Source organism: Staphylococcus sp. FSL W8-1207 (assembly GCF_038003745.1).
In the GTDB taxonomy this organism is placed as follows: domain Bacteria; phylum Bacillota; class Bacilli; order Staphylococcales; family Staphylococcaceae; genus Staphylococcus; species Staphylococcus equorum.
The window spans coordinates 38,029-62,789 of the sequence record NZ_JBBOPU010000001.1; the positions used below are offsets into that span (position 1 = coordinate 38,029).

The 24,761-nt window shown below is 33.6% G+C and carries 23 protein-coding genes and 1 pseudogene; 22 read left to right on the forward strand and 2 right to left on the reverse strand.

The genetic code is table 11. The features are described 5' to 3' along the window. The first annotated feature begins 12 nt into the window (after nucleotides 1-12). From nhaC to NSR03_RS00250, 17 genes and pseudogenes are all read left to right on the forward strand, one after another. A complete protein-coding gene (gene nhaC / locus NSR03_RS00170; RefSeq protein ID WP_021338623.1) occupies nucleotides 13-1,485 on the forward strand; it encodes a Na+/H+ antiporter NhaC in 1,473 nt (490 codons plus the stop codon). A 345-nt stretch (nucleotides 1,486-1,830) separates the two neighbouring features. Beyond that, entirely contained in the window at nucleotides 1,831-2,706 is an 876-nt protein-coding gene (cidR, locus tag NSR03_RS00175) for a cidABC operon transcriptional activator CidR (RefSeq protein ID WP_002506652.1), read from the forward strand. 349 nt (nucleotides 2,707-3,055) lie between these two features. Beyond that, entirely contained in the window at nucleotides 3,056-3,442 is a 387-nt protein-coding gene (locus tag NSR03_RS00180) for a CidA/LrgA family protein (RefSeq protein ID WP_021338622.1), read from the forward strand. Then, the gene (locus NSR03_RS00185; protein WP_002511541.1) at nucleotides 3,443-4,129 is read left to right on the forward strand and encodes an LrgB family protein; all 687 of its coding nucleotides are present in this window, start codon (nucleotides 3,443-3,445) and stop codon (nucleotides 4,127-4,129) included. It abuts the gene before it with no gap. A 91-nt stretch (nucleotides 4,130-4,220) separates the two neighbouring features. Continuing rightward, a complete protein-coding gene (locus NSR03_RS00190; RefSeq protein WP_002506655.1) occupies nucleotides 4,221-5,963 on the forward strand; it encodes a pyruvate oxidase in 1,743 nt (580 codons plus the stop codon). Between the two features lie 301 nt (nucleotides 5,964-6,264). After that, nucleotides 6,265-6,633, forward strand: coding sequence for an ArsR/SmtB family transcription factor (locus tag NSR03_RS00195; RefSeq protein ID WP_069813426.1), 369 nt, complete (start codon nucleotides 6,265-6,267; stop codon nucleotides 6,631-6,633). Beyond that, nucleotides 6,626-8,800, forward strand: a complete 2,175-nt coding sequence (locus tag NSR03_RS00200; protein ID WP_069821037.1) for a heavy metal translocating P-type ATPase — start codon at nucleotides 6,626-6,628, stop codon at nucleotides 8,798-8,800. The genes NSR03_RS00195 and NSR03_RS00200 overlap by 8 nt, the downstream gene beginning before the upstream one ends. Before the next feature lie 337 nt (nucleotides 8,801-9,137). Further along, nucleotides 9,138-10,532, forward strand: a complete 1,395-nt coding sequence (locus tag NSR03_RS00205) for a YfcC family protein (protein WP_069813422.1) — start codon at nucleotides 9,138-9,140, stop codon at nucleotides 10,530-10,532. Nucleotides 10,533-10,759: 227 nt separating this feature from the next. Further along, on the forward strand, nucleotides 10,760-12,793 hold the full coding sequence (ptsG, locus tag NSR03_RS00210; RefSeq protein WP_002506657.1) for a glucose-specific PTS transporter subunit IIBC: 2,034 nt from the start codon (nucleotides 10,760-10,762) through the stop codon (nucleotides 12,791-12,793). Between the two features lie 143 nt (nucleotides 12,794-12,936). Then, complete coding sequence (locus NSR03_RS00215) at nucleotides 12,937-13,341, forward strand: GNAT family N-acetyltransferase (RefSeq protein ID WP_256092525.1); 405 nt, start codon at nucleotides 12,937-12,939, stop codon at nucleotides 13,339-13,341. A 185-nt stretch (nucleotides 13,342-13,526) separates the two neighbouring features. Next, nucleotides 13,527-14,048, forward strand: coding sequence for a VOC family protein (locus tag NSR03_RS00220; protein WP_069813420.1), 522 nt, complete (start codon nucleotides 13,527-13,529; stop codon nucleotides 14,046-14,048). Nucleotides 14,049-14,078: 30 nt separating this feature from the next. Further along, complete coding sequence (locus tag NSR03_RS00225) at nucleotides 14,079-15,062, forward strand: D-cysteine desulfhydrase family protein (protein WP_069813418.1); 984 nt, start codon at nucleotides 14,079-14,081, stop codon at nucleotides 15,060-15,062. Nucleotides 15,063-15,226: 164 nt separating this feature from the next. Next, a complete protein-coding gene (locus tag NSR03_RS00230; RefSeq protein ID WP_021338614.1) occupies nucleotides 15,227-15,553 on the forward strand; it encodes a thioredoxin family protein in 327 nt (108 codons plus the stop codon). A gap of 91 nt (nucleotides 15,554-15,644) precedes the next feature. After that, nucleotides 15,645-15,940 (forward strand): annotated as a pseudogene (locus NSR03_RS00235) (transposase); the annotation flags it as partial. 164 nt (nucleotides 15,941-16,104) lie between these two features. Beyond that, nucleotides 16,105-16,437 (forward strand): hypothetical protein, encoded by a 333-nt coding sequence (locus NSR03_RS00240; protein ID WP_256092526.1) that lies wholly within the window; start codon nucleotides 16,105-16,107, stop codon nucleotides 16,435-16,437. Beyond that, on the forward strand, nucleotides 16,395-16,589 hold the full coding sequence (locus NSR03_RS00245; RefSeq protein ID WP_226956842.1) for a GNAT family N-acetyltransferase: 195 nt from the start codon (nucleotides 16,395-16,397) through the stop codon (nucleotides 16,587-16,589). Before NSR03_RS00240 ends, NSR03_RS00245 begins: the two co-directional genes overlap by 43 nt. A 180-nt stretch (nucleotides 16,590-16,769) precedes the next feature. Continuing rightward, on the forward strand, nucleotides 16,770-17,744 hold the full coding sequence (locus tag NSR03_RS00250) for an alpha/beta hydrolase fold domain-containing protein (protein ID WP_069813416.1): 975 nt from the start codon (nucleotides 16,770-16,772) through the stop codon (nucleotides 17,742-17,744). Nucleotides 17,745-18,065: 321 nt separating this feature from the next. On the opposite strand, the gene NSR03_RS00255 is transcribed toward NSR03_RS00250, so the two are convergent. Together NSR03_RS00255 and NSR03_RS00260 are read right to left on the reverse strand one after the other, a co-directional pair. Beyond that, nucleotides 18,066-19,220 carry an ArgE/DapE family deacylase gene (locus tag NSR03_RS00255; RefSeq protein ID WP_069813415.1) on the reverse strand — a complete coding sequence of 385 codons (1,155 nt, stop codon included), beginning with the start codon at nucleotides 19,218-19,220 and terminating at the stop codon, nucleotides 18,066-18,068. A gap of 167 nt (nucleotides 19,221-19,387) precedes the next feature. Beyond that, nucleotides 19,388-19,714, reverse strand: a complete 327-nt coding sequence (locus tag NSR03_RS00260; RefSeq protein WP_021338609.1) for a hypothetical protein — start codon at nucleotides 19,712-19,714, stop codon at nucleotides 19,388-19,390. A gap of 441 nt (nucleotides 19,715-20,155) precedes the next feature. Between NSR03_RS00260 and pgsB the strand changes: the two genes are divergently transcribed. From pgsB to NSR03_RS00285, 5 genes are read left to right on the forward strand one after another with little or no spacing between them, the layout of a single operon-like run. After that, the gene (gene pgsB, locus NSR03_RS00265) at nucleotides 20,156-21,313 is read left to right on the forward strand and encodes a poly-gamma-glutamate synthase PgsB (protein ID WP_002506666.1); all 1,158 of its coding nucleotides are present in this window, start codon (nucleotides 20,156-20,158) and stop codon (nucleotides 21,311-21,313) included. A 1-nt stretch (nucleotide 21,314) separates the two neighbouring features. Continuing rightward, a complete protein-coding gene (gene pgsC / locus NSR03_RS00270; protein ID WP_002506667.1) occupies nucleotides 21,315-21,767 on the forward strand; it encodes a poly-gamma-glutamate biosynthesis protein PgsC in 453 nt (150 codons plus the stop codon). A gap of 14 nt (nucleotides 21,768-21,781) precedes the next feature. Then, nucleotides 21,782-22,852 (forward strand): CapA family protein, encoded by a 1,071-nt coding sequence (locus tag NSR03_RS00275; RefSeq protein ID WP_046465976.1) that lies wholly within the window; start codon nucleotides 21,782-21,784, stop codon nucleotides 22,850-22,852. Next, nucleotides 22,842-23,000, forward strand: a complete 159-nt coding sequence (locus NSR03_RS00280) for a hypothetical protein (RefSeq protein ID WP_021338608.1) — start codon at nucleotides 22,842-22,844, stop codon at nucleotides 22,998-23,000. Before NSR03_RS00275 ends, NSR03_RS00280 begins: the two co-directional genes overlap by 11 nt. A gap of 2 nt (nucleotides 23,001-23,002) precedes the next feature. Further along, nucleotides 23,003-24,652 (forward strand): gamma-glutamyltransferase, encoded by a 1,650-nt coding sequence (locus tag NSR03_RS00285; protein WP_069813413.1) that lies wholly within the window; start codon nucleotides 23,003-23,005, stop codon nucleotides 24,650-24,652. The last annotated feature ends 109 nt before the right edge of the window (nucleotides 24,653-24,761 follow it).

The window sequence follows — 24,761 nt, forward strand, 5'->3', positions numbered from 1 at the left end:
AACAAAGGGGAGGTGCCTACTATTTTTAATAAGAAATCTAAAAATAATGGCGAAAAGATTAGAACAAAGAAAGAATTAGGACTTACATCTGCTTTAATTACTTTAATCATTATGATAACTTCAATGTTATTAACGGTAGCGGTGCTTGAGAAAGAGCCTCATATACCATTAATGATTGGTACGGCAGTTGCGATTATTATAACCATGTTACATGGATACGCATTTAGCGAAGTAGAGGAAATGATGTATAAGGGGATTCGACATGCATTACCGGCTATAGTAATCATTATTCTCGTAGGTTTAGTAATTGGTTCATGGATAGGTAGTGGTGTAGTAGCTACTATGATTTATTACGGACTGCAATTAATCGACCCAAGATACTTTTTAGTCGTAGTAATTGTGCTATGTGGTATTGTGGCATTAGCTATAGGTAGTAGTTGGTCTACAATGGCGACAGTAGGTGTAGCATCTATGGGTATTGGCCTGAGCATGGGTATTTCGCCAGGTATGGTTGCAGGCGCAGTCATCTGTGGATCTTACTTTGGTGATAAAATGAGTCCATTATCTGATACGACAAATTTAGCTTCTGGTTTGTCTGGTGTTAATTTATTTGAACATATTCAACACATGTTTTTTACAACGATACCAGCTTTGGTGATATCACTAGTTGCATTTTTCTTTATAGGTATACGTTTTGGTGATAAAAACTTTGACACCAAAAATATAGATGAAATACTGACTACGATGCAAGATAGTTTTGTGATTACACCGTGGTTGCTCATAGTACCATTGGCAGTCATCGCACTTGTAGTAGTCAAAGTACCAGCAATACCAGCGATTTGCGTAGGTATTATATTAGGGTTCTTCGCGCAACTGTTTATACAAGGTGACTCGATTGTAGATGGATTAACAGCATTACAAACAGGTTACACGATTGAATCTGGTAATGAACTCGTTGATGAATTATTTAACCGTGGTGGATTAGAATCAATGTTCTATACGATTTCACTTACACTTGTCGCAATGACATTTGGCGGTGTGCTTGAATATTCAGGCATGTTAACTGCATTAATTTCGGTTATTTTAAAATTTGCTAAATCTACTGGATCATTAATTGCATCTGTTATAGTGTCATGTATTGGTACAAACTTTACATGTTCGGAACAATACATATCAATTATCGTCCCATCCAGAATGTACGCAGGGGCATTTAAAAAGAAAAATTTACATGCTAAAAACTTATCCAGAGCTTTAGAAGATGGCGGTACGTTAACGTCTGTGTTTGTACCATGGAATACTTGTGGTGTATTTATTGCTTCGACATTAGGTGTGTCTGTTATAGAATATGCGCCTTATGCAATTTTAAATTATACAGTACCAGTCATATCTATTATATTTGGGTATATTGGTTTTAAAATTATAGGATTAAGTAAAGAAGAAATTGAACAAAATAGAAAAGAAGAAGAAGAGGCGAACCTAACATAATGCAGCAATTTGATTTAAAAGCAGTCAACACGTTGATTTGTAACAGTTGTATCTAATTCAAGGTTAGTAAGCTAAACAATATAATATGAATTAAGTGTATAAACATATATTTCTGATTAATTAAAATTGTCCGAATATATTGAAAAATAAATGCGCTCCAAAGTTGAATTTAGTTTCAATTTTTTAGGAGTGCATTTTTCACGTTGATTTGTTCGTTTGTGATAGTTATTTAAAAATAACAATGGTCTGTGTATTAATGTTTTTGTAATGAGTTGATATTGAAAAATTAAAATTTAAACGTATACTTGAAAGTATTAATTATGTTTCAAGTAGAGGAGTACGTGCATGGATATTAAACAGATGAAGTACTTTGTTGAAGTTGTAAATCAAAATAGTATGACAAATGCTTCCAAATCTTTATATATTGCTCAGCCAACGATTAGTAAAGCGATAAAAGATTTAGAAAAAGAATTGAACATGACACTTTTCGACCGCAGTAAACGACAACTTGCATTGACTGATGCTGGTAGGGTGTTTTATCAGAAAAGCAAAGAAATTTTAACGCTCTATAATGATTTGCCTAGAGAGGTTAATAGTCTACTTGGTTTAGAAACAGGTCATATCAGTATAGGTTTGTCTGCAGTGATGAACATGAATAAGTTTATTCATATACTTGGTGAGTTTCATCAAAAATACCCAAATGTTACATACAATTTAGTGGAAAATGGTGGGAAGATGATTGAGACTCAGTTAATTAAAGATGAGATTGATATTGGTATTACCACAATTCCAGTGGATCAGTCCATTTTTCACTCTGTGTTGTTATATGAGGAAGAATTGAGACTCGTATTGAATAAAGAGCATAGATTAGCGAATTATGAACAAATAAACATGAGTATGTTAAAAGAAGAGGACTTTATACTATTTAATGAAGATTTCTATTTAAATGACAAAATTATTGAAGCGGCTAAAAATTCAGGATTTGTGCCAAATACAATTTCTAAAATTTCTCAGTGGAACTTTATTGAAAATTTATTAAGCGCACATCTTGGTGTGAGTATCTTACCAGAGAATATTGTGAATTTACTTGATGGTAATTTTAAAAGTATAAAAATTGATGACCCAGCAATGCGTTGGGAGTTAGGCGTTATATGGAAAAAGGAAAAATATTTAAGTCATGCGACTAAAAAGTGGATTGAATTTATGAAACAAAGGTTATAAAAATACCTATATAGGTTGGTTATGACTTTAGTCAGTCTTATGAGAGTAGGAAGAAATCAAGTTTTGATTTCTTCCTGCTCTCTTTTTTGTTTGCAACAGCATAAATAATCAAATGTAAAGTCATGTAAGTGCCGAAATAGCAGGGGCTGTTGAATGAAAAGCATGAGTATTTAAAGTTTCATTATTATTGTTTAATATAATGAAATATAATGTATTCAATCGCTTACATGAAAAAAAGTAATAGGTGTCATTGATAATCAATATTTTTATTATATTACGTACGGGCTTATACTAGTATATGTAATCAATAAAACACCAAATAAAAATGACGATAAAGGGATTGATAAAAATGCAGATGTCACTAAAGGTAGTTAGAGTTTTATTTCAAATATTAATGATTATGGCTATTACGTATGCTGGAAATGTCTTGCAAAGTGTTCTGCACATTCCAATTGCAGGAAGCATCGTAGGCTTAATTTTATTTTTTCTCTTACTACAATTTAAAATTATCCCATCACAATGGGTTAGTAAAGGTTCGAATTTTTTCTTAACAACTATGGTATTTTTCTTTGTACCTTCCGTTGTAGGGGTCATGGATGTCGTATCTGAGATTAATTTAAATTTCATTTTATTCTTCGCAATGATTATTTTAGGAACTTGCTGTGTTGCTTTAATTTCAGGGTTTATAGCGGAGAAAATGGTTAGAACTACGGAATATGGGAATGGAGAAGATTAGATGACACTTTTAAATGCTTTGATAATGATTGTCTTAACAATTGTTATGTATGCTGGAGCTAAAAAATTACAGCAAAAATTTAAAAACCCGTTTTTAAATCCAGCACTCATATCTTCTATTGGTATTATTACGATCTTGCTTCTATTTAATGTAGATTATCAAGGTTATATGGTTGGCGGTCAATGGATTAATTATCTATTAAACTGTACGGTGGTTTGTTTAGCTTTTCCATTATATCAGAACCGTCATAAAATATTAAAACATGCCAATATCATATTCAGTAGTGTCTTCTCAGCAGTGATATTAAACTTTGTGTTTATATTTTGCTTATTGAAAATATTAGGTTATTCAAGAGAAGTTATTATGACGATGTTACCACGCTCTATGACTGCCGCAGTTGGTATAGAAGTTTCAAACCAACTGGGCGGGGTAGATACGATTACTGTTATGTTTATCGTCGCGACAGGGTTAATTGGTAGTATATTAGGGTCTTATTTATTAAAAGTGGGAAGATTTAAGACCGCTATTGCAAAAGGTTTAACGTACGGTAATGCATCTCATGCATTCGGTACGGCACAAGCATTTGAAATAGATGGTGAGTCGGGGGCTTTTAGTTCTATCGGTATGATTTTAACAGCCGTTTTAAGTTCTATTGTATTACCGATACTCGTCCTCTTATTATATTAAGTTTTAAAACGAACTAGATATTTTACTGCAAACAACATCAGAAGAATCAACGATTTAAAATGATTGAAATTTGAAAGGAGCTATTTTAAAAATGGCAAAAATTAAAGCAAATGAAGCATTAGTAAAAGCGTTGCAAGCATGGGATATTGATCATTTATATGGTATTCCAGGAGATTCTATAGATGCAGTCGTAGATAGTTTAAGAACAGTTAGAAATAATATTAAATTTGTTAATGTTAGACACGAAGAAGTTGCAAGTCTAACTGCTTCAAGTTATACGAAAGTGACTGGCAAAATTGGAGTAGCTTTAAGTATTGGTGGACCTGGTGTAATTCACTTACTTAACGGTATGTATGATGCGAAAATGGACAATGTACCTCAACTTATTTTAGCTGGTCAAACAGATAGTACAGCTTTAGGTACGAAAGCATTCCAAGAAACAGATATTAGCAAATTAGTTGATGACGTGTCAGTCTATAACCGTCAAATATCTGAAAATGACAAAGATATATTTGGTATTGTCAATGAAGCGATTCGTACTGCATATGAGAAAAAAGGTGTAGCCGTATTAATCTTACCGAATAACTTATTAACAAATAAAGTTAAAGATACAACAAATACAAAAGTGGACACTGCACCACCAGCACGTGTAACACCAAAACCACGTAGTATTAAAAAAGCAACTAAGCTTATCAATAAAAGTAAACGTCCGGTAGTACTTGTCGGTATGGGTGCTAAGCATGCCAAAGATGAACTACTTCAATTTATTGAAGCGGTGAAAATACCTTCAATTATCACGCTACCTGCGAAAGGTTTATTAGCGGATGCGCATCCTTATAATATTGGTAATCTAGGTAAAATCGGAACGAAAACATCTTACCAAACAATACAAGATGCCGACCTATTAATCATGATAGGTACGAATTATCCTTATGTGGATTATTTACCTAAGAAAAATATTAAAGCAATTCAAATTGATAACAATGCTGAAAATATTGGCCATCGTTTTGATGTGAATGTGGGCATTGTTGGTGACAGTAAATTATCATTGCTACAATTAACAGATTCAGTAAAACATGTATCAGAACGTGATTTCTTAACGAAAACATTAGAAAGAAAAGCAACTTGGGATGCATGGATGGCAAAAGATTTAGAAGATAACAGTAAACCCATTAGACCAGAACGTCTAATGGATGCAATTAACCAAGTAAGAACAGACGATGCAATCTTTTCTATTGATGTAGGTACATCAACAGTATGGTCAACACGTTATTTAAATTTAACAGTTAACAATAAATTTATTGTATCTAGTTGGTTAGGTACAATGGGTTGTGCATTGCCAGGTGCCATTGCTGCTAAAACAGCATACCCTAATCGTCAAGTTGTCGGTATTGCTGGTGATGGTGCATTCCAAATGGTAATGCAAGACTTTGCAACAGCAGTACAATATGACTTACCAATGACGTTCTTTGTGTTAAATAATCAACAACTTTCATTTATTAAATATGAACAACAAGCAGCTGGTGAATTAGAATATGCAATTAATTTCACTGATATTGATTACGCAAAATTTGCTGAAAGTTGTGGTGGCGTTGGTTACACATTAACTGACCCAAATAGAATTGACGAAGTAGTTGAAGATGCAATGTCGCAAGACCGTCCAACAATTGTCAACGTGTACGTTGATGAAACTGCAGCACCATTACCAGGCAAGATTGTGATGGATGAAGCAATGAATTATGGTAAATGGGCATTTAGATCAATTACTGAAGATGGAAAATTAGACCTAGAGGAGTTACCTCCAATGTCAACGGCGGTAAAACGTTTCTTCTAAATATATTAACTTTAAGCTATTAAACGATTTATGTTTGGTAGCTTTCAGAGTGTCGACAAAGTCTCCGACTTTGTTGGCACTTTTTTTGTGCACGCTTTCCGCGGGCACAGCCTCAGCCTGTAGTCTTCGGCTAGTGCTTTTCCCGCAGGAGTCGGCACAAATTACTGCCATTTTTTACTTAGTATGTTACATAAAATTTTAGCGTTACATATCCTTATTCATTAAAGTCTACACTTGAATGACTATTGAGTTAAATGTATAATGATATTCAAATATATACTTTAATGAGAGGTTGGAAGATATGAATAAAAATGAAACGTGTGAAGTTTTCTGTTATGACGAAAAAAAGGTTAATAAAGTACAGCATGATTTACAAAATATAGATATTTGCGGTGTTTCTCAACTTTTGAAAGCAATCGCAGACGAAAATAGAGCTAAAATTACTTATGCTTTATGTCAGGAAGAAGAATTATGTGTATGCGATATCTCAAATATCATAGGTGTGACGATCGCAAATGCCTCTCATCATCTTCGTACGCTTAATAAACAAGGGATACTCAAGTTTAGAAAAGAAGGGAAAATGGCTTTCTATTCGCTGGATGATGAACATATCAAGCAGATTATGATGATGGCATTAACGCATAGGAAAGAAGTGAGCGCTAATGTCTGAGCAGCAAGACAAAGTAACAAATAAAGAAAGTAGTACATATCGAGTACAGGGTTTTTCATGTGCCAATTGCGCAGGGAAGTTTGAAAATAATGTTAAAAAACTGCCTAATGTACACGATGCAAGTGTTAATTTTGGTGCCTCTCAAATCTCTGTGCAGGGTGAAGTAAGTATTGAAGAATTGGAAAAAGCCGGTGCATTTGAAAATTTAAAAGTAATACCAAAAACAACAACACGTACAACTTCGGATTCAAAAGATGAACAAGAAGAAAACATTCCGTTTTATAAGAAACATAGTATATTAATCTATTCGGCATTATTTATGTCGCTGGGTTTTATTTCCATGTTTATTAATGGAAATGAAAATATTATAACGGCGCTTTTATTTATTACATCAATGATTGTCGGCGGCGCTTCCATGATAACAACTGGTCTCAAGAATTTGATTCAATTAGAGTTCGATATGAGAACATTGATGACAATTGCTGTTATAGGTGGTGTCATTATCGGTGAATGGGCAGAGGTATCAGTTGTGGTGATTCTATTTTCAATTAGCGAATCATTAGAACGATTCTCCATGGATCGAGCCAGAGCATCGATTACTTCATTGATGGATGTTGCCCCGAATAAGGCTTTAATCAAACGTGATAACCAAGAAATGACTGTACATGTTGATGATATTGTCGTTGGGGATGTTATGATTGTAAAACCAGGTCAAAAAATTGCGATGGACGGTATTATAATTGATGGCTACTCATCAATTAATCAAGCAGCAATCACTGGTGAATCTGTCCCAGTTGAAAAGTATAAAGATGATGATGTGTATGCAGGCACACTAAATGAAGAAGGATTTCTAGAAGTAAAAATTACAAAACGAGTTGAAGATACCACAATATCCAAAATTATACATCTCGTGGAGGAAGCACAAGCAGAACGTGCACCGTCACAAGCATTTGTAGATAAATTTGCAAAATACTATACACCTGTGATCATAATGAGTGCGGCAATGGTTGCTTTATTGCCACCACTATTCTTTGAAGCAAGTTGGGATAAATGGGTATATCAAGGGCTTGCAGTTCTTGTGGTTGGATGCCCGTGTGCCCTTGTTATTTCTACACCAATAGCCATAGTATCGGCAATAGGTAATGCTGCGAAGAAAGGTGTACTTGTCAAAGGTGGTATTTACTTAGAAGAAATCGGAGCACTGAAAGCAATTGCATTTGATAAAACAGGCACTTTGACTAGAGGCGTTCCAGTCGTGACTGATTTCAAAGTTATCAATAATCGAGTGGATGAACGTGAAATAATGTCCATTATTACTGCATTAGAATATCGATCCCAACATACATTGGCTTCTGCAATTATGAGTAAAGCGAATGCTGAACACATATCTTATTCAGATCTTATTGTAGAAGATTTCTCTTCTATTACAGGTAAAGGTATAAAAGGTAGAATAGATGGTCGTATGACTTACGTTGGGAATTCAAAAATGTTTTCAGAGTTATTAACTGCAAATAACTCTGAAAATAAACTTAGAAATTTAATTTCTTCTCTTCAAGAGCAAGGTAAAACAGTGATGCTAGCAGGAACGGATAAAGGTGTTGAAGCCATAATTGCTGTTGCTGATGAAGTGCGAGAAACGAGCCAACAAGCACTGCACAAACTACATCAGGTAAGTATTGAAAACACTGTCATGTTAACAGGTGATAACCAGAATACTGCGGGGGCGATTGGTAATCAAGTTGGTGTTACAGATATAAAAGCAGAACTTCTACCTGAAGATAAACTTAAAGTGATTAAACAATTAAAATCCAAATATAAACGCGTGGCTATGGTTGGAGATGGTGTCAATGATGCGCCAGCTTTAGCAGCTTCGACAGTCGGTGTCGCTATGGGCGGAGCAAGCACGGATGTAGCACTTGAGACGGCAGATGTAGTATTGATGGCAGATGATTTGAATAAGCTGCCATTTACGATTAAACTGAGCCGTAAAACGCTGAATATCATAAAAGCGAATATTACTTTTGCAATAATAATAAAAATTATTGCATTGCTTTTAGTTATTCCAGGATGGTTAACACTTTGGATCGCGATACTTTCAGATATGGGTGCAACGCTACTTGTGGCATTGAATGGTATGAGACTAATGCGAGTTAAAGAAGATGAGTAACATTTAAATAGATAATTTTTTCGTCAAACAATAAAAGCGAGTATTATCGAACAGTTTCGAGAAAGCACAATTCTTGGCTGAAACGTCCTTCTTCCAGAATATAAGTTAAAAGTTTAATTTCTCAAAATTGATATTGAGAGATTAAGCTTTTTTGTATACAATTACAGCGTAAAATATGAATAGAAGTGAGTACACTGTTCTCTGTTACTAGTCTATATATTAGGAGCTTTGTATAAAAAATTAACATGAGTGCTTATTTCGCATAAAATAGGCTATATAAGTATATAAATAGCAAATAGCGACGAATGTAAGTTTGAGAGAAGAAAGGAAGAACGTGATGTTTAAATCATTTTTTAAATCAAATCGTTTTAAAACACCACATACATATGCATTATTATTAATAATAATTGCTTTTTCAAGCTTACTTACATACATAATTCCGGCAGGGGAGTTTGCACGTGAGAAAAAAGATGGACAAACTCTAGTTGTTTCAGGATCTTATCAAGAAGTAGCACAACATGGTGTATCATTTTTCGATATATTTCGTGCGATACCTGAAGGATTAATTAGTGGTGGAGAAATTGTATTTTACATCTTTTTAGTAGGTGGCGCCTTCGGTATCGTACATAAGACGGGTGCATTTGAAAATGGTGTCAATAAAGCGATGCAAGCATTAGGAACGTATAAAGGGCTTATGATCCCTTTAACAATGACCATCTTTTCTATTCTAGGATTTTCTATTGGGCTAGCAGAAGAAACGATTATTTTCGTGCCAATTGGTATCATTATCGCCCGAACATTAGGCTATGATGCGCTTACAGGTGCTGCTATGGTAATACTTGGGGCAGCTAGTGGATTTATAGGTGGTATGCTCAATCCATTTACAGTCGGTGTAGCGCAATCTGTAGCTGAATTACCCATGTTTTCAGGTTGGGGGCTACGGACAATCATCTATCTGTTTATTTTAAGCGCCGCGATAATGACAGTAATGCTTTATGCTCGAAAAGTTAAGAAGGATAAAACTAAAAGTCTTGTTTATGAATTGGAAGAAGCAGAAAGTAATCTAGAAACCCAAATGTCCACACCACGCTTTACAAAAAGACAGGCAATAGGTTTAGGTTTAATCGTTGCAGCGATTGTATTAAACGTATATGGTATTTTTACTTATGGTTGGTCATTTAATGAAATGAGTGCGAACTTTTTACTAGCAGGTTTATTAGCAGGTTTCATTGGTGGTCTAGGGATGAATGGCACTTTCGATGCAATGATTGAAGGTATGAAAGATATACTATTTGGAGCAATGATTGTCGGCTTTGCTAAAGGTATTATTGTGATTTTAGAGAATGGTCAAGTCATTGATACAATTGTATATGGCATGACAACTTTATTAGCAGATATACCTTCTTCAATGGTAATCATAGCAATGTTTATATTACAATTTTGCTTGAATTTCTTTATACCATCAGGTTCAGGCCAAGCATTAACAACAATGCCCTTAATGGTACCTATATCTGACTTATTAAATATTAATAGACAAGTTACTGTGCTTGCCTTCCAATATGGCGATGCGATTAGCAATGTTTTATTCCCAACGTCGGCAATACTCATGGGTGCGTTAGCTGTTGGGAAAATTACTTATACACAATGGCTGAAATTTGCGTGGAAATTAATTGTGATATGGATAGTAATTTGTAGTATCGGGATGTCTATCGCATTAATAATCGGCTACTGATTGCACATCATAGTGAAAAGAAGTTATAACAATTTGAAAAATAGAATGCGAATGGATATTGTATAAATTTTTGAAATAGTATATACTAAATTAAAACAAATCGTCATATTGCGTGTTACTGGTTAAGCAGGCATGAGCAAACAAAGCGACTATCGGGAATAGTCTGTTTGCTCATGCCTTTTTGTGTGCGTTTTGGCGAAAAAGATAGAGAAGGGATGTTTATGTGTATGTTTAAAAAGTTTTTTGGACAATTGCAACGTATTGGTAAAGCGTTAATGTTACCAGTCGCAATTTTACCAGCCGCTGGTTTATTACTAGCAATTGGTACAGCAATTCAAGGGGAATCCCTACAACAATACCTTCCATTTATACAAAATGGAGGAATTCAAAGTATCGGTGAAATGATGGCTGGTGCAGGTGGTATTATATTCGATAACTTGCCAATCATATTTGCGATGGGTGTTGCAATCGGGTTAGCTGGTGGTGACGGCGTTGCAGCTATTGCTGCGTTTGTCGGCTATATCATTATGAATAAAACGATGGGTGCATTTTTACATGTGTCACCAGATAACGTAAATGATGCAGCGAGTGGTTATGCGAGTGTATTAGGTATACCAACATTACAAACAGGGGTGTTTGGCGGTATTATCATTGGGGCGCTTGCTGCTTGGTGTTATAACAAATTCTTTAATATTTCATTACCATCATATTTAGGGTTCTTTGCTGGTAAACGTTTTGTGCCAATTATGATGGCACTGACTTCTTTTGTATTAGCATTCCCGATGGCTTTAATATGGCCAACTATTCAAACAGGATTAAATGCATTTAGTGAAGGGTTACTTGATGCCAATACAGGTTTATCTGTATTCTTATTCGGTTTTATCAAACGTTTATTAATACCGTTTGGTTTACATCACATTTTCCACGCACCGTTTTGGTTTGAATTTGGTTCATGGACAAACGCAGCAGGAGATATTATTCGTGGTGACCAACGTATCTTTATAGAACAAATTCGTGAAGGAAGTCATTTAACAGCTGGTAAATTTATGCAGGGTGAATTCCCGGTAATGATGTTTGGCTTACCTGCAGCAGCTTTGGCTATTTATCATACAGCGAAACCTGGAAGTAAGAAAGTTGTGGCTGGTTTGATGGGTTCTGCAGCTTTAACTTCGTTCTTAACAGGGATTACGGAACCATTAGAATTCTCATTCTTATTCGTAGCGCCATTATTATTCTTTATTCATGCAATACTGGATGGTTTAGCGTTCTTAACTATGTATCTATTAGACGTGCATTTAGGATATACATTCTCAGGTGGTTTTATAGACTTTGTATTATTAGGCGTGTTACCGAACCAAACAAATTGGTGGCTTGTGATTCCAGTAGGACTGGTATACGCAGTAATTTACTACTTTGTATTCCGATTCTTAATCACAAAATTCAATTATAAAACGCCTGGTCGTGAAGACAAGCAAGTTGAAGCTTCTACAGCAACAGCGAGTGAATTACCATTTGAAGTATTAGATGCGATGGGTGGCCAAGAGAATATTAAACATCTTGATGCTTGTATCACACGCCTACGTGTTGAAGTGAAAGAGAAGAGTAAGGTCGATGTTGCTGGATTGAAAGAATTGGGTGCTTCTGGCGTGCTTGAAGTAGGTAATAATATGCAAGCAATATTCGGTCCTAAATCCGATCAAATCAAGCATGATATGGCTATGATTATGAAAGGTGAAATTACAAAACCAACTGAAACAACAGTACCAGTTGAAGACGATAATAAAGTTACACATATGGATGATTTGGATGAAGTGGAAATTTACTCACCAGGTAAAGGTCAAATCATACCTTTATCAGAAGTACCTGACCAAGTGTTCGCTCAAAAAATGATGGGTGATGGTGTAGGATTTGTTCCTGAAGATGGAGAAATTGTGGCACCATTTGACGGTACAGTAAAAACAATATTCCCTACAAAACATGCGATTGGTATAGAGTCAGATGAAGGTATAGAATTACTTATTCATATTGGTATTGATACTGTTAAATTAGATGGTTCTGGCTTTGAAAGTATGGTGAGTACAGGAGACACAATTAAAAAAGGTCAAAAGCTAATGCAAGTTGATTTAGACTATATTAAAGCAAATGCACCTAGTATTGTGACACCATTGATATTAACAAACTTAGAAAATCGTACACTTGAAATAACTGATGTATCAGAAGTGAAATCACAACAATTGATTATGACAGTTAAACAAGACTAAATAATCATATTATATAGCATCTCAAACAGTTCGAATTGATAAGAATTCGAACTGTTTTTTATTTTACAAAATAAAATGTTGAAATATTCTGAAATTATAAATATCATAGGAGTTATGATTATATTAAAAATGAGGGTGAAATTATGAACTATAGACCATCAATGCAAGTGATGCCCAAAGTAACACTTGTGCCACCAGAGTCAAATATGGCTGAAGCATTATATCAAACAATTAAAGAAAATTTTTCACACTTAGAACCATTTCTAGAATTTATTACAGAAGATGTCACAGTACAAGACGAAAGTGCATATTTGACAATGATGATTCAACAACATGCAGACAATACAGGTCGTTTATTTCTTATTTATTATGAAGATGATCTTATAGGTACCATAGATTTACATAAAATAGATACGAAAAATCGCAAAGCAGAAATTGGTTATTGGATTGCTGAAGATTATACAGGTAAGCAAATTACAACGACGTGCGTGAAGTATATGTGCCATTATGCATTTGAAACGTTAAGCTTAAATAAATTGACTATTTAACCGATGTTCGAAATATACCAAGCAATAAAGTTGCTGAAAAAGTTGGCTTTTCTTTTGTTGCTACAGATTATCAAGATGTATTCGATGGAGAAGTATTTAGAGATATGAACCGTTATATATTATTAAAAGAACAGTTCCACTAGAATAAATTGAACACTTTAACTGCAATTGAAAGGGGGATGGATATGGATATCTCAAGAGGGATAAACCATATTGGATTGACGGTACCAGATATTGAAGTTGCAACTACATTTTTCAAAGAAGCTTTGGATGGCAAGATAGCCTATGATAGTCAAACCAAAGCTGATGATTCGCGATCAGGTTCATTTGTAGAACATGTCTTAGATATAGAACAAGGAGCAAAAATTATAAAAAAACGCATGATGGTGTTTCATAATGGACCTAATATAGAAATGTTTGAATTCAAAGATGCTACTCAGCAAAGTCCGGCATCATTACAAGATATTGGTTTTACACATATTTCATTTTACGTAGATGATTTTGAAACAACTTTTAATCGAGTGAAACAAGCAGGAGGCGAACCGATTTCGGCACCACACAGTAATACAAAATATGAAGATACAGCAAATAATAAAACCGTATATATACGCACGCCATGGGGGAGTTTAATTGAATTACAGACCATCCCTAATGGTTATTATTATCCAAATGACAGTGAAGCTGAAGTGTTTATACCTAAAAAATAAATATTATACTTTAATTAAGGGGAATCGATGATGCTACAAAGAAAATTAAATATCGCGAATTTAAAGACACCTATTCATAAATTAGAAACACTAAGTCAGTCATTAGGTAAAGACATCTATATTAAAAGAGATGACTATACAGGAACCGAAATTTCAGGCAATAAGGTAAGGAAATTAGAATATACAATACAGTATGTATTAGATAACGGTTATGATACAGTCATTACAACTGGAGCAATCACATCTAATCATGCGCGTGCAACTGCTGCTGTCTGCGCGCAATACAATATAGAATGCCATTTAATATTGAGAGGAACTAAGAAGTACTATGAAGGGAATTTGTTTTTGTCAACGATGTTAGGCGCTCATATACATTTTATAGAACCTAGCGCTTCAAGAGAAGAAACGATGGAAATATTGTATAGAGAATTAGAAGAAGCTGGCAAAACGCCATTTAAAATACCTGCTGGCGCATCTGACTGGATAGGCGCTCATGGTTATATTAATACTTATGAAGAAATATTAAACCAAGAAATCATGATGGGTGTTCAGTTTGATTCTATTAATTTAGCGGTAGGTTCTGGTGGGACATATGCTGGACTTTGGTTTGGCAAAACGAGTAATAATTTAGCGACTCAAATCATTGGATATGCTGTAAACAAAAATGCTGAAACCTTTAAAAATAAAGTGATTGAGATTATTAAAGATTTAGACAAGGACACGCCCTCGTTTGAATCGATTTTAATCAACGACGAATATATTGGTTTAGGATATGGTCAAGCAACGGATGAAGAACTTCAGTTTTATATCGACATTGCGCAACAAGAGGGAATAATATTAGATCCCACATATACTGGAAAAGCTTTTCGAGGTCTTGTTGAGGAAATAAAACAAGGTCATTATAATGATCAGCAATCCATTTTATTTATTCATACAGGTGGCTTACAAGGTTATACGCAAGAGATAAGAACGCGTATCGAACAATTACTGTTAAAAAACACCAAGTCACTATAATAGTCGTATGCTATATTTTAAAATATAATATGTTCAATTGCTAAAAGGATAGTAGCTATTTTAGAATATTGGGTTATTGTATTTTCGAAGCAAATACGTTGATTATTCATCTGAAAATGTTTCATAATGAGATACAATTTGTGTGACGAGGATGGTGTTTAAAAATGACGCGAACATTGACTACGATAGAATCATTTCACGCGTTTGTTAACAATCATAAATTGGCGGTTATACATGTAATGAGAGACAATTGTAGCGTTTGTCATGCAGTGTTACCACAAATAGAAGGACTTGTAGGTGAATATCCTAATGTGTCACTAGGGGTTATAAACCAAAGTAATTTAGAAGCTATCGCTGGTGAACTATCGATATTTACTGTGCCAGTAGATTTAATATATTTAGATGGAAAAGAAATGCACAGACAAGGTCGCTTTATTGATATGCAACGATTTGAACATCAGTTGAATTTGATGTATCAAAGTATAGATTAATGCATTGTAGCGTACAATTATATAAATTAATACAAAAATAAGACACCTCGTTTTAAAGTTACTCTAACATAACTTTAAAACGAGGTGTCTTATGTATAAAAATTATAATATGACTCAGTTAACACTACCAATGGAGACTGAAATTTTGATTCCTAACAATGATATCGCATATGCAGTTAATCAAATTGTTGAAACAATCCCAGAAACATAATTCTACGAATTCAATCACTTAAATAGTGCATCACCTTATCACCCTAAAATGATATTGAAAGTAATTCTTTATGCTATACACAATCTATATTTTCTGGACGAAGAATTGAAGCTACACTTTCAGATAGTATTCGTATGATGTGGTTATCTCAAAATCAAAAGCCATCATATAGAACAAAAACGCATTGATAATGAGTCCATCTTTGTGTTGTTGATACTTTTAATAACACAAAATAATTAAATTGTTTAAAATAAAAATGTGAGTAATTAGATAAAAAGTTTCATATTTCTTATGAATAATGTATGATAAAGAATATTAATAGTACAATAGGGGGATGTATATGCGAATAGAAAGAATCTGTCCTGATGAAGCAGAGGAACTATATACTTGTATGAAGAAAATCGACCAAGAAACGCAATATATGTTGTATTTGCCAGATGAACGTAGCTTTGATAAAGAAGTATTTATTGATGATATTAAGCGTAATTTTTATATTGGTGTTAAAACAGAGGACAATGAAATCTTAGGATATCTTTCTGTACATATTAGTACATTATTTAAGGTGAAACATATTGGTTATATTATGACAGGACTTGTTAATAATAAGCAACAGCAAGGTTTATCAACAAAATGTTTGATGAAACAATTAGGTGGGCAAAGCGTAAGGGGTTAAGACGCTTAGAATTAAATGTGATCACATCGAATACACCTGCTATAAATTTTTACGAAAAATTAGGATTTAAAATCGAAGGTATTAAGCGTGAATCCATTTATATGGATGAACATTACTATGATGAACTCTATATGGCAATGATATTGGATTAGGATTTTATTCCTAATGCTACGCGCATGTTGTAGATGTCAGGCGAAAAGACAAGGTAAGGTTGAGAAATCAACGATATATACATAAAATTAAAATATTGAATATAAATAATTGCTTTTACTAAAAATATGAACTTCTTTATTATAAAATATATATCAGACGAATTGAGGAGGTTATATATTTTGTTTAAAAAAATTATAGGATTAACGAGTGTTGGCGTAATAACTTCCTACTTTTATGCTAAGGTAAAAGAAAAACGTAGCTATAAAAGCTTTTTATATGAAGCAACAATAAGAGCTACACAAATGAAAAAGCCATTTGAAAGTGTAGAAAATGCGAGGAAAATGTTGAAAGTTGTGATGAGAGATACAGAAGGGCCACACAAAGGCACGGATTATAGCTTTCGAAACGATGTTCGAACTACAACCATACAAAATGCAACGACGTATATAGTGAATGATAAAGCAGATAGCCAGCAGCGAGTTATACTGTATTTACATGGAGGTGCGTGGGTCCAAGACCCTATCAAAAAGCACTTTGAGTATATAGATATACTTGCAGATGAATTGGACGCGAAGGTCATTATGCCTGTATATCCCAAAGTACCACATGCAACTTACAAAGAAACGTTTGGATTGCTTACTGAAATCTATATAAATATAATTGCTCAAGTAGAACATCCACAACAAGTGATTATCATGGGTGATTCTGCAGGCGGTCAAATTGCATTATCATTTGCGCAATATATCAAAACATTAGAATTAGAACAGCCAAGTCACATTGTATTGATTTCTCCCGTTTTAGATGTGACCTTATCTAATCCTGAAGCACCTGCGTATGAAAAAATAGATCCTATGTTGGCTATTAAAGGTACACAGTGTTTCATAGAATTGTGGACAGGTGATACAGCATTAACAGATTGGCGGGTTTCTCCAATCAATGGTTCATTAGATGGCTTAGGACATATTACGATTTCAATAGGTACAAAAGAAACGTTATATCCAGATGCAGTGAAATTATCGAACTTATTAAATGAAAAAAATATCGAACATGATTTCTTACCAGGTTATAATTTATTCCATATTCATCCAATCTTTCCAATTCCGGAAAGACGACAATTTTTAGAACAACTAAAGCAAATTATCAATAATCATTAAGAATAATTTATCTTTTAATCTAAAAATCTTTATAAATTAATCTATATAAATAAAAGGGCTTTCCATTTTTTGGAAAGCCCTTTTAGAGTGCCATAAAGTTTGGGGTTTTGTTGGCAGTTTTTTGTGTGCACATTCCGCTGTCACAGCATTAGTTCGTAGTCTTCGGCTAGTGCTTTATTAACTAGTCAGGAGTCGGCGCAAAGCACTATAATTAGTAAAAAGAAAAAAATAATCAAACTATTCATTGTTATTGTCTGAATTCATATATAAAATATTGTTTCTTAAGTCATTTTAGGAAATGATACGGATTAGCAGTATCATTTATTTATTTTTTAAATAAGTTGGGAAAAATTCTGTGAATAAATCAATAAATGCTAAATATACATCTTTTTCTACATATTCATCTACTTGATGCGCTTGGCTGACTAAACCAGGGCCATACATAATAAATGAAAAGTCTTTATCTTTATCTACAAGTAGGTCGGAAGCATCGGTTACACCTGGTGAAGCTTCTAAAGGTAAATCAGTATTTAAATATTTTGTACCCATTTCGTGAGCTAATTCTGCTAGTTTATTTTGACCAGTTGTATAAACAGGGGGTCTAGACATGTAAGTGTCGATTTCAATATCTGTTTGATCAGTTTCAACTTGTTTTAAAATCTCATTAAAATAAGAAATGAATTGTTCGTTATCATGTTCTGGAATAGTACGGATATTAAATTCTGACTCAGCGTGTTCTGGAATAGAGTTCACTTGGTTACCGCCATTAAAGATAGTAGCATTCATAATGGCATTACCTAAAAGGGTATTGCTTTTGTTGAACTTTTCAAAACCTTCATCTGCTTTATAAACAAATTTCACAAGTGGCGAAATAGCATTAAACCCGAGGTGTGGCATGGAACTATGCGAAGCTTTACCTTTTGAAGTAACACGAATGTCCATTGAACCTTTATGCGCATAAATAATTCTATCTTGAGATGGTTCGGCAATAACGAGCGCTTCTACATCTTTCATATAGCCTTGCTCTTGGAAAGCTTTTGCGCCTTCACCGACGATTTCTTCGCCTGCAGTTGCGAGCAAACGAATTTTACCATGGTCTAATAATTCTTGTTCTTTGATATCAATCAAGCTGATGACCAATGCAGCAAGTCCTGATTTCATATCTGCAGAACCACGTCCATAAAATTTATTATCTACTTCAGTTAATTTGAATGGATCATATGTCCATTTATTTTTATCGCCTTCTGAAACGACATCCATATGCCCAGAAATACCTAGAACTGGTCCATCTTTACCAATCTCTGCTATTAAATTTGCGCGCGTATCGTTGATTTTAATTATTTTGGAGTCGATACCATGTTTAGATAATAAATCTTTAAGATATTCACAAACTTCAACTTCATGATCATTTACAGATTTAATACTTACTAAATCTTCTAGTATTTGAACTTTTTCTGCTTCTGAAAATTTACTCATCTTAATAAAACCCCTTTTCATAAAATAATAACTATCAATTTAATTATATCTGAAGATTCAGACTAATTAAATTTTAAAGTATCGAAATAGGAGATGAATAATAAAGGCGAATTTTATTTGAGTTTTTAGTTATATTTTGAGCACATATCGTATATTTAACAAAAAAATCATACAGGGCTCTTAGAAAAAGTGCGATCTAGGGACCCTGTATGAGTATTAACATTGTGTGATAAAGCTTCTGTTTTTAATGGTTTAGTAAGACTAGATTGTAATTCATCAGGTACGCTATTACTTTCAGTTGTTGTCTTTTCAGGTGAAGATTCATTATTGTATTCTACATTTTCAATGTTTGTAGGATTGGCAGTATCTAATACTGCACCCTTCATATCATTACCTTGAATACTTCCAACTAAAATCAAAATGAGATAGCTACAAGTGATAAGAAATACAACAACAAGATATATAGAAACTACTAATTTAACAGATTTACTCATAAACTGCCTCCTAGATAGATTTATTGCTCCCTACACATATAAGATAACATTTGAATTTTAATAGCATGTTAAGAAGTAGTAAATATTATATATTTGTTTATGGCAAAAAATCCCCCATTACTAAATTAAATTAAATTTTTTCGAAAAAAGTATTTATTTTTTCTAAAAATAAAAATGCCATTATATAAGGGTTTATAAAGATAAAAGATGAATATTACATGTTTTGTAAATTTGAATTTACGAATAATTAATCTATACTTCAAACAATTTATATTAAATCAATAACTACATGGTAGGATAACCGTATTGATAGGTAGGAATTGTTTAAATGTTGTGAATGCTATTTTTAGTTGATACATCTTCACTATGTATTAATAACATGATTAACCTGCTTTGATATTTACATAAAATTAAATACGCTGCTGAAAAGAGGGATAAAATTTGCTACTCATCATCATATGCGTAGGTCTAATTCTTTGGCTAGGTATTGTTGAGAAAAAACAACATTCTTACAGATTAGAAAAAGTACCGATACGCATAAATATAAATGGTATAAGAGGTAAATCTACTATAACTAGATTGATTTACAGTACACTACGTGAGGATGACTACCGAGTTATAGGTAAAACTACAGGAACAGATGCACGTATGTTGTATTGGTTTACACCAAGAGAGTATCCAGTTTATAGGAAGCCTCAAGGAGCAAATATCGGCGAACAACGTGATATTATTCGCAAAGTTGTAAAACAAAAAGCCAACGCCTTAGTAAATGAATGTATGGCAGTTAATCCAGATTATCAAATTACATTCCAAAAAGACTTAGTGAAAGCAAATATTGGTGTGATTGTAAATGTGATGGAAGATCATATGGATGTGTTAGGACCGACGTTAGATGAAGTTGCCGAAGCATTTACAGCGACCATTCCATACAAAGGACATCTTGTAGTAATGAAAGATGACTACACTAAATTTTTTGCTAAAGTTGCTAAAAAACGTAAAACAAAATTAATTGTTGTTGATAAAGAAGAGGTGCCCGAATCCTATCTAAGAAAGTTCGGTTACATTGTATTCCCAGATAATGTTGCAATTGCTATGGGTGTTGCCGAAGCAATGGGTATAGATCGAGATACAGCCTTGCGTGGCATGTTAAATGCACCCCCTGATGTTGGAGCGGTTGAAGTTAAATACTTTAACGCTAATAATTCAACTAACGTTTATGTTAATGCATTTGCTGCAAATGAACCGAAATCTTCAAAAGCAATATTAGACAAAGTTGAAACTTATAATTATCCTTATAAAAAAATTGTACTTATATTAAATTGTCGTTCAGACAGAATCGACAGAACGAGACAATTTTGTGAAGATTTTTTAAAGGATGTCGAATTCGATACATTAATTTGTACAGGTAAAAGTACTCAAATGGTCAACGATGTAATGGAAGGCCAGCCGAATAAGAAGTATTTAAACTTCGAAGGTAAAGATATAAAAGAAGTTGAGCGCGCATTATATAAAGAGTCTCAAAATGCCTTGATTTTCTGTGTTGGTAACATTCACGGACCAGGTAAAGAAATAGCGCAATATATAGAAGGGATCAAATAATATGATAGGTTCAGAGTTATATTTTTCATTATTTGTGGGCATTGTACTAAGTCTAATCTTTGCCGAGAAATTTGGTATTAGTCCAGCTGGATTAGTAGTACCAGGATATTTAGCGCTGATTTTTGATCAGCCGATTATGTTACTATCTGTACTCATTATTAGTTGCATTACATATTTCATTGTTAATCATGGTGTAAGCAAAATCGTAATTTTATATGGTCGTAGAAAATTTGCGGCAATGATACTTACTGGTATGGTATTAAAGTTTGTATTTGACATCATTTATCCCTTAACTCCATTTGAAATGGTGGAAATGTCAGGGATTGGCGTTGTTATTCCAGGTATCATAGCAAATACAATTCAAAAACAAGGTGTCATTATTACTTTATCTACATGTATGTTATTAACATGTATTACTTATGTCATCTTATTCTTTTATAGCTTTATCAATTAGTAAGGAGCATAAATATGAAGCAATCTAAACGATTTACTATAGAGGAACGGGTATTAAAATGGACGAAACGTCACAAAAAACGCAACTCTATATACACCGGCATTATTTTAATAGGGGCAATTGCACTTTTAATATTCACTATGTCATCACAAGAAGTTGAACCAGTTCAAGCTATGAAGAAAGCCAAAGATGATATAAGGATGACTTATTTAGGTAATATAGAAATGAATAAGCACATAAGGAAAAACAATATTAACGACACCTTTAGTCCGATAGAAAGTGTTTTAAATGCAAGTGATTACTCAACAGCAAGCTTAAAACTCACCAATTTTTCAGAAGATAGAAAAGCAAATATTAATAAGAATTTAGAGAATGTCATGTTTTTAAGGGGGTTAAATATTAAAAGTTTAAATATTATTAACCAGGTCACCGATAATATAACAGCGAGAGAGTTTAGTAGAGCGGTAGAAGGGCAGGCTGGTTATAATTACTTAACTGGAAATGGTTCGAATCCTATTAATAGTAAAACAGTACAACAAACAGTTAAAGGTAAAAAAATTGCCAATGTTTCGTTTACAGATGTTGAGTCTGATTACACTGACTCCTTGAAGAATACAACTTCGGTAAGTTTAGAACCGGATATTTATATTCCATTAATCAAAAAGTTAAAAGAGGAAAATGATTACGTTGTAGTCAATGTCGACTGGGGAATAACGGATGAACGTGCTGTTACAACGCGACAAAAGAAATATGCACATTCACTTGTTGATGCTGGTGCAGATGTAATTATTGGTCACAACTCAGTGATTCAACAGATTGAAAAATATAAAGGTACTAGTATTTTTTATAGTCTTGGTAACGTAACGTCTGAGGATTTTTTATCTAAGAATAAACAAGGCTTGGCTGTTCAACAAAATTGGAATGGTAATGATTCAGAATTTATGGTAACACCAATTAAATCACAGGGCGGAAAAATAACAGAATCCAATCCTAACAAAGTGGAAGAAATTAAATTATTGAACAATATTGAAAGTAAAAGTGTGGATCTAAAAAAAGAGAATGGAGGTTACGTATATGAACATTAAAACACAATGGGTGGGTATTACAGTAGTTTCAATAGTGTTAGTCATCTTTTTATTAATTGTATTTGCTCAAGCGAATGAAGGTTTAGATCAATATGAACAAAATGAACTTAAAACATCGCATCACCAATATTTGTCTAAAGGAGCTTAAGTATGAGTATTTATAATAAAAAAACGCTCATCGCAATCTTACTCCTTACTATAATTATTTCTTTTATCTTTTTTATAGCAACCAAAGAAGATAATTATAATAAAGATGAATTATATGAAAATAAGATTGCAGATCATGATCAGAACCCATCAGATGAAAATTACGGTGTTGCTTCGAATAATCCAATAGCAAGCCGTGTTGGGGAGAAAATTATTAAAGACGGAGGCAATGCTGTTGATGCTTCCATGGGTGTTTCATATGCATTAGCAATAACCGAGCCTCACTCATCTGGTTTAGGTGGTGGAGGCGCGATGTTAGCCTATGATGGCAAACCGAATGTTGCGCCAAAGCAATGGCAATACAAAGATATTTCATCGTTTAAATATGATGAGAAAGACGAAATAGGTACACCAGGCTTTGTACGTGGGATACATGATGCACATAAAGAAGCGGGTAAAATGGATGAAGAGAAAATTTTAAACTATGTGATTCCATTAGCAGAAGAAGGTTTTGAAGTTGATTCAGAATTAGAACGCAGTTTAAAATTATACGGTTCTGATGTTGATAGGGACTCACCATTCTTTGAAGGTGATAAAACCAAAAGAGAAGGTGAAGTAGTTAAACAGCCAGAATTAGCTAAAACAATCAAAGGAATTAGAGATCATGGACCAGACTACTTCTATGATAAAGTGGGCGAAAGTGTTTCTGATCAAGTAGATGAAGAAATAACTGAAAAAGATTTTAATAGTTATAAAACCACGAAAAAAGAACCGGTTAGCACAGATTATTTAAATACTAAAGTTTATTCTGCATCTAATCCATTGGGTGGCACACTGATGCTTCAAGGTTTAGAAATAGATGAAGCAACAAACAATCAAGTGCCGCAAAATACCCAGTCTGCGCCAGAAAATGAGCAAATAGACCCAAATAATCAAACTACCCCTAATAACCGTTTAGATTATATTACTGGTATTTTAAAATCGAGAGCACTTATGTATCGAAATAGAGATATAGTCAATGGACAAGATGAAGATTACGATGAATACTTATCTCAAGATTATTTATTAGGCAAACTAAATGAAGTGAACTTTGAAAGTAATTTCAATACAAATAATGTAGATAATACAAGTACAATACACTTTGTTGTAGTTGATAAAGAGGGCAAAGTAACAAGTACTACTAATACATTATCAAGTTTCTTTGGTTCAGGTGATTTTATGAAGGAAGGTTTCTATATGAACAACTCCTTATCAAACTTTTCTTCTGATCCTTTAAGCCCTAACCATGGTGGGAAACATAAAACACCTAGATCATATACAGCTCCAAGTATAGTCGTGGGTCCTGATTATTATATGGGTATTGGGACGCCAGGCGGTAATAAGATTCCTACCACAACCAACGAAGTGCTGATAGATTACTTAAAAGGTAATGGCACGCTTCAAGAGTCAATAGATAAGCCACGCTTTTACAATGATGGTGGTACAGTGTTTTATGAAAATGCTATGAGTAAGGCAGATGTTTCTATTTTCAAAAGTTTAGGTTTTAAAGTAGAAGAAAAACGAAATGATCCTAACTTTGGTAGTGTTCAAGCAGCACTTTACAATAAAAATGATAAGACTGTAGAAATAGGACACGATGTTGGTAATAGATAAAATAAGGCACAAGCTAAATGAGTTAGTTTAGTGAAAAAAACAAATTCGATGGCAAAAAATGAAAAGGTAGATTTCCTTAACTAGGAAATCTGCTTTTTTGCCATATCAT

Excerpts from the sequence above, each read along its gene's own strand:
- NSR03_RS00260 (WP_021338609.1), bottom strand. The coding sequence starts at position 19,714 with ATGAGTAAATCTGTTAAATTAGTAGTTTCTATATATCTTGTTGTTGTA.
- NSR03_RS00180 (WP_021338622.1), top strand. The coding sequence starts at position 3,056 with ATGCAGATGTCACTAAAGGTAGTTAGAGTTTTATTTCAAATATTAATG.
- ptsG (WP_002506657.1), top strand. The coding sequence starts at position 10,760 with ATGTTTAAAAAGTTTTTTGGACAATTGCAACGTATTGGTAAAGCGTTA.
- cidR (WP_002506652.1), top strand. The coding sequence starts at position 1,831 with ATGGATATTAAACAGATGAAGTACTTTGTTGAAGTTGTAAATCAAAAT.
- NSR03_RS00280 (WP_021338608.1), top strand. The coding sequence starts at position 22,842 with ATGAACATTAAAACACAATGGGTGGGTATTACAGTAGTTTCAATAGTG.
- NSR03_RS00240 (WP_256092526.1), top strand. The coding sequence starts at position 16,105 with ATGCGAATAGAAAGAATCTGTCCTGATGAAGCAGAGGAACTATATACT.
- NSR03_RS00275 (WP_046465976.1), top strand. The coding sequence starts at position 21,782 with ATGAAGCAATCTAAACGATTTACTATAGAGGAACGGGTATTAAAATGG.
- NSR03_RS00255 (WP_069813415.1), bottom strand. The coding sequence starts at position 19,220 with ATGAGTAAATTTTCAGAAGCAGAAAAAGTTCAAATACTAGAAGATTTA.
- NSR03_RS00245 (WP_226956842.1), top strand. The coding sequence starts at position 16,395 with ATGTTTGATGAAACAATTAGGTGGGCAAAGCGTAAGGGGTTAAGACGC.
- pgsC (WP_002506667.1), top strand. The coding sequence starts at position 21,315 with ATGATAGGTTCAGAGTTATATTTTTCATTATTTGTGGGCATTGTACTA.
- NSR03_RS00225 (WP_069813418.1), top strand. The coding sequence starts at position 14,079 with ATGCTACAAAGAAAATTAAATATCGCGAATTTAAAGACACCTATTCAT.
- NSR03_RS00190 (WP_002506655.1), top strand. The coding sequence starts at position 4,221 with ATGGCAAAAATTAAAGCAAATGAAGCATTAGTAAAAGCGTTGCAAGCA.
- NSR03_RS00220 (WP_069813420.1), top strand. The coding sequence starts at position 13,527 with ATGGATATCTCAAGAGGGATAAACCATATTGGATTGACGGTACCAGAT.
- NSR03_RS00205 (WP_069813422.1), top strand. The coding sequence starts at position 9,138 with ATGTTTAAATCATTTTTTAAATCAAATCGTTTTAAAACACCACATACA.
- NSR03_RS00215 (WP_256092525.1), top strand. The coding sequence starts at position 12,937 with ATGAACTATAGACCATCAATGCAAGTGATGCCCAAAGTAACACTTGTG.
- NSR03_RS00230 (WP_021338614.1), top strand. The coding sequence starts at position 15,227 with ATGACGCGAACATTGACTACGATAGAATCATTTCACGCGTTTGTTAAC.
- NSR03_RS00200 (WP_069821037.1), top strand. The coding sequence starts at position 6,626 with ATGTCTGAGCAGCAAGACAAAGTAACAAATAAAGAAAGTAGTACATAT.
- NSR03_RS00185 (WP_002511541.1), top strand. The coding sequence starts at position 3,443 with ATGACACTTTTAAATGCTTTGATAATGATTGTCTTAACAATTGTTATG.
- NSR03_RS00285 (WP_069813413.1), top strand. The coding sequence starts at position 23,003 with ATGAGTATTTATAATAAAAAAACGCTCATCGCAATCTTACTCCTTACT.
- NSR03_RS00195 (WP_069813426.1), top strand. The coding sequence starts at position 6,265 with ATGAATAAAAATGAAACGTGTGAAGTTTTCTGTTATGACGAAAAAAAG.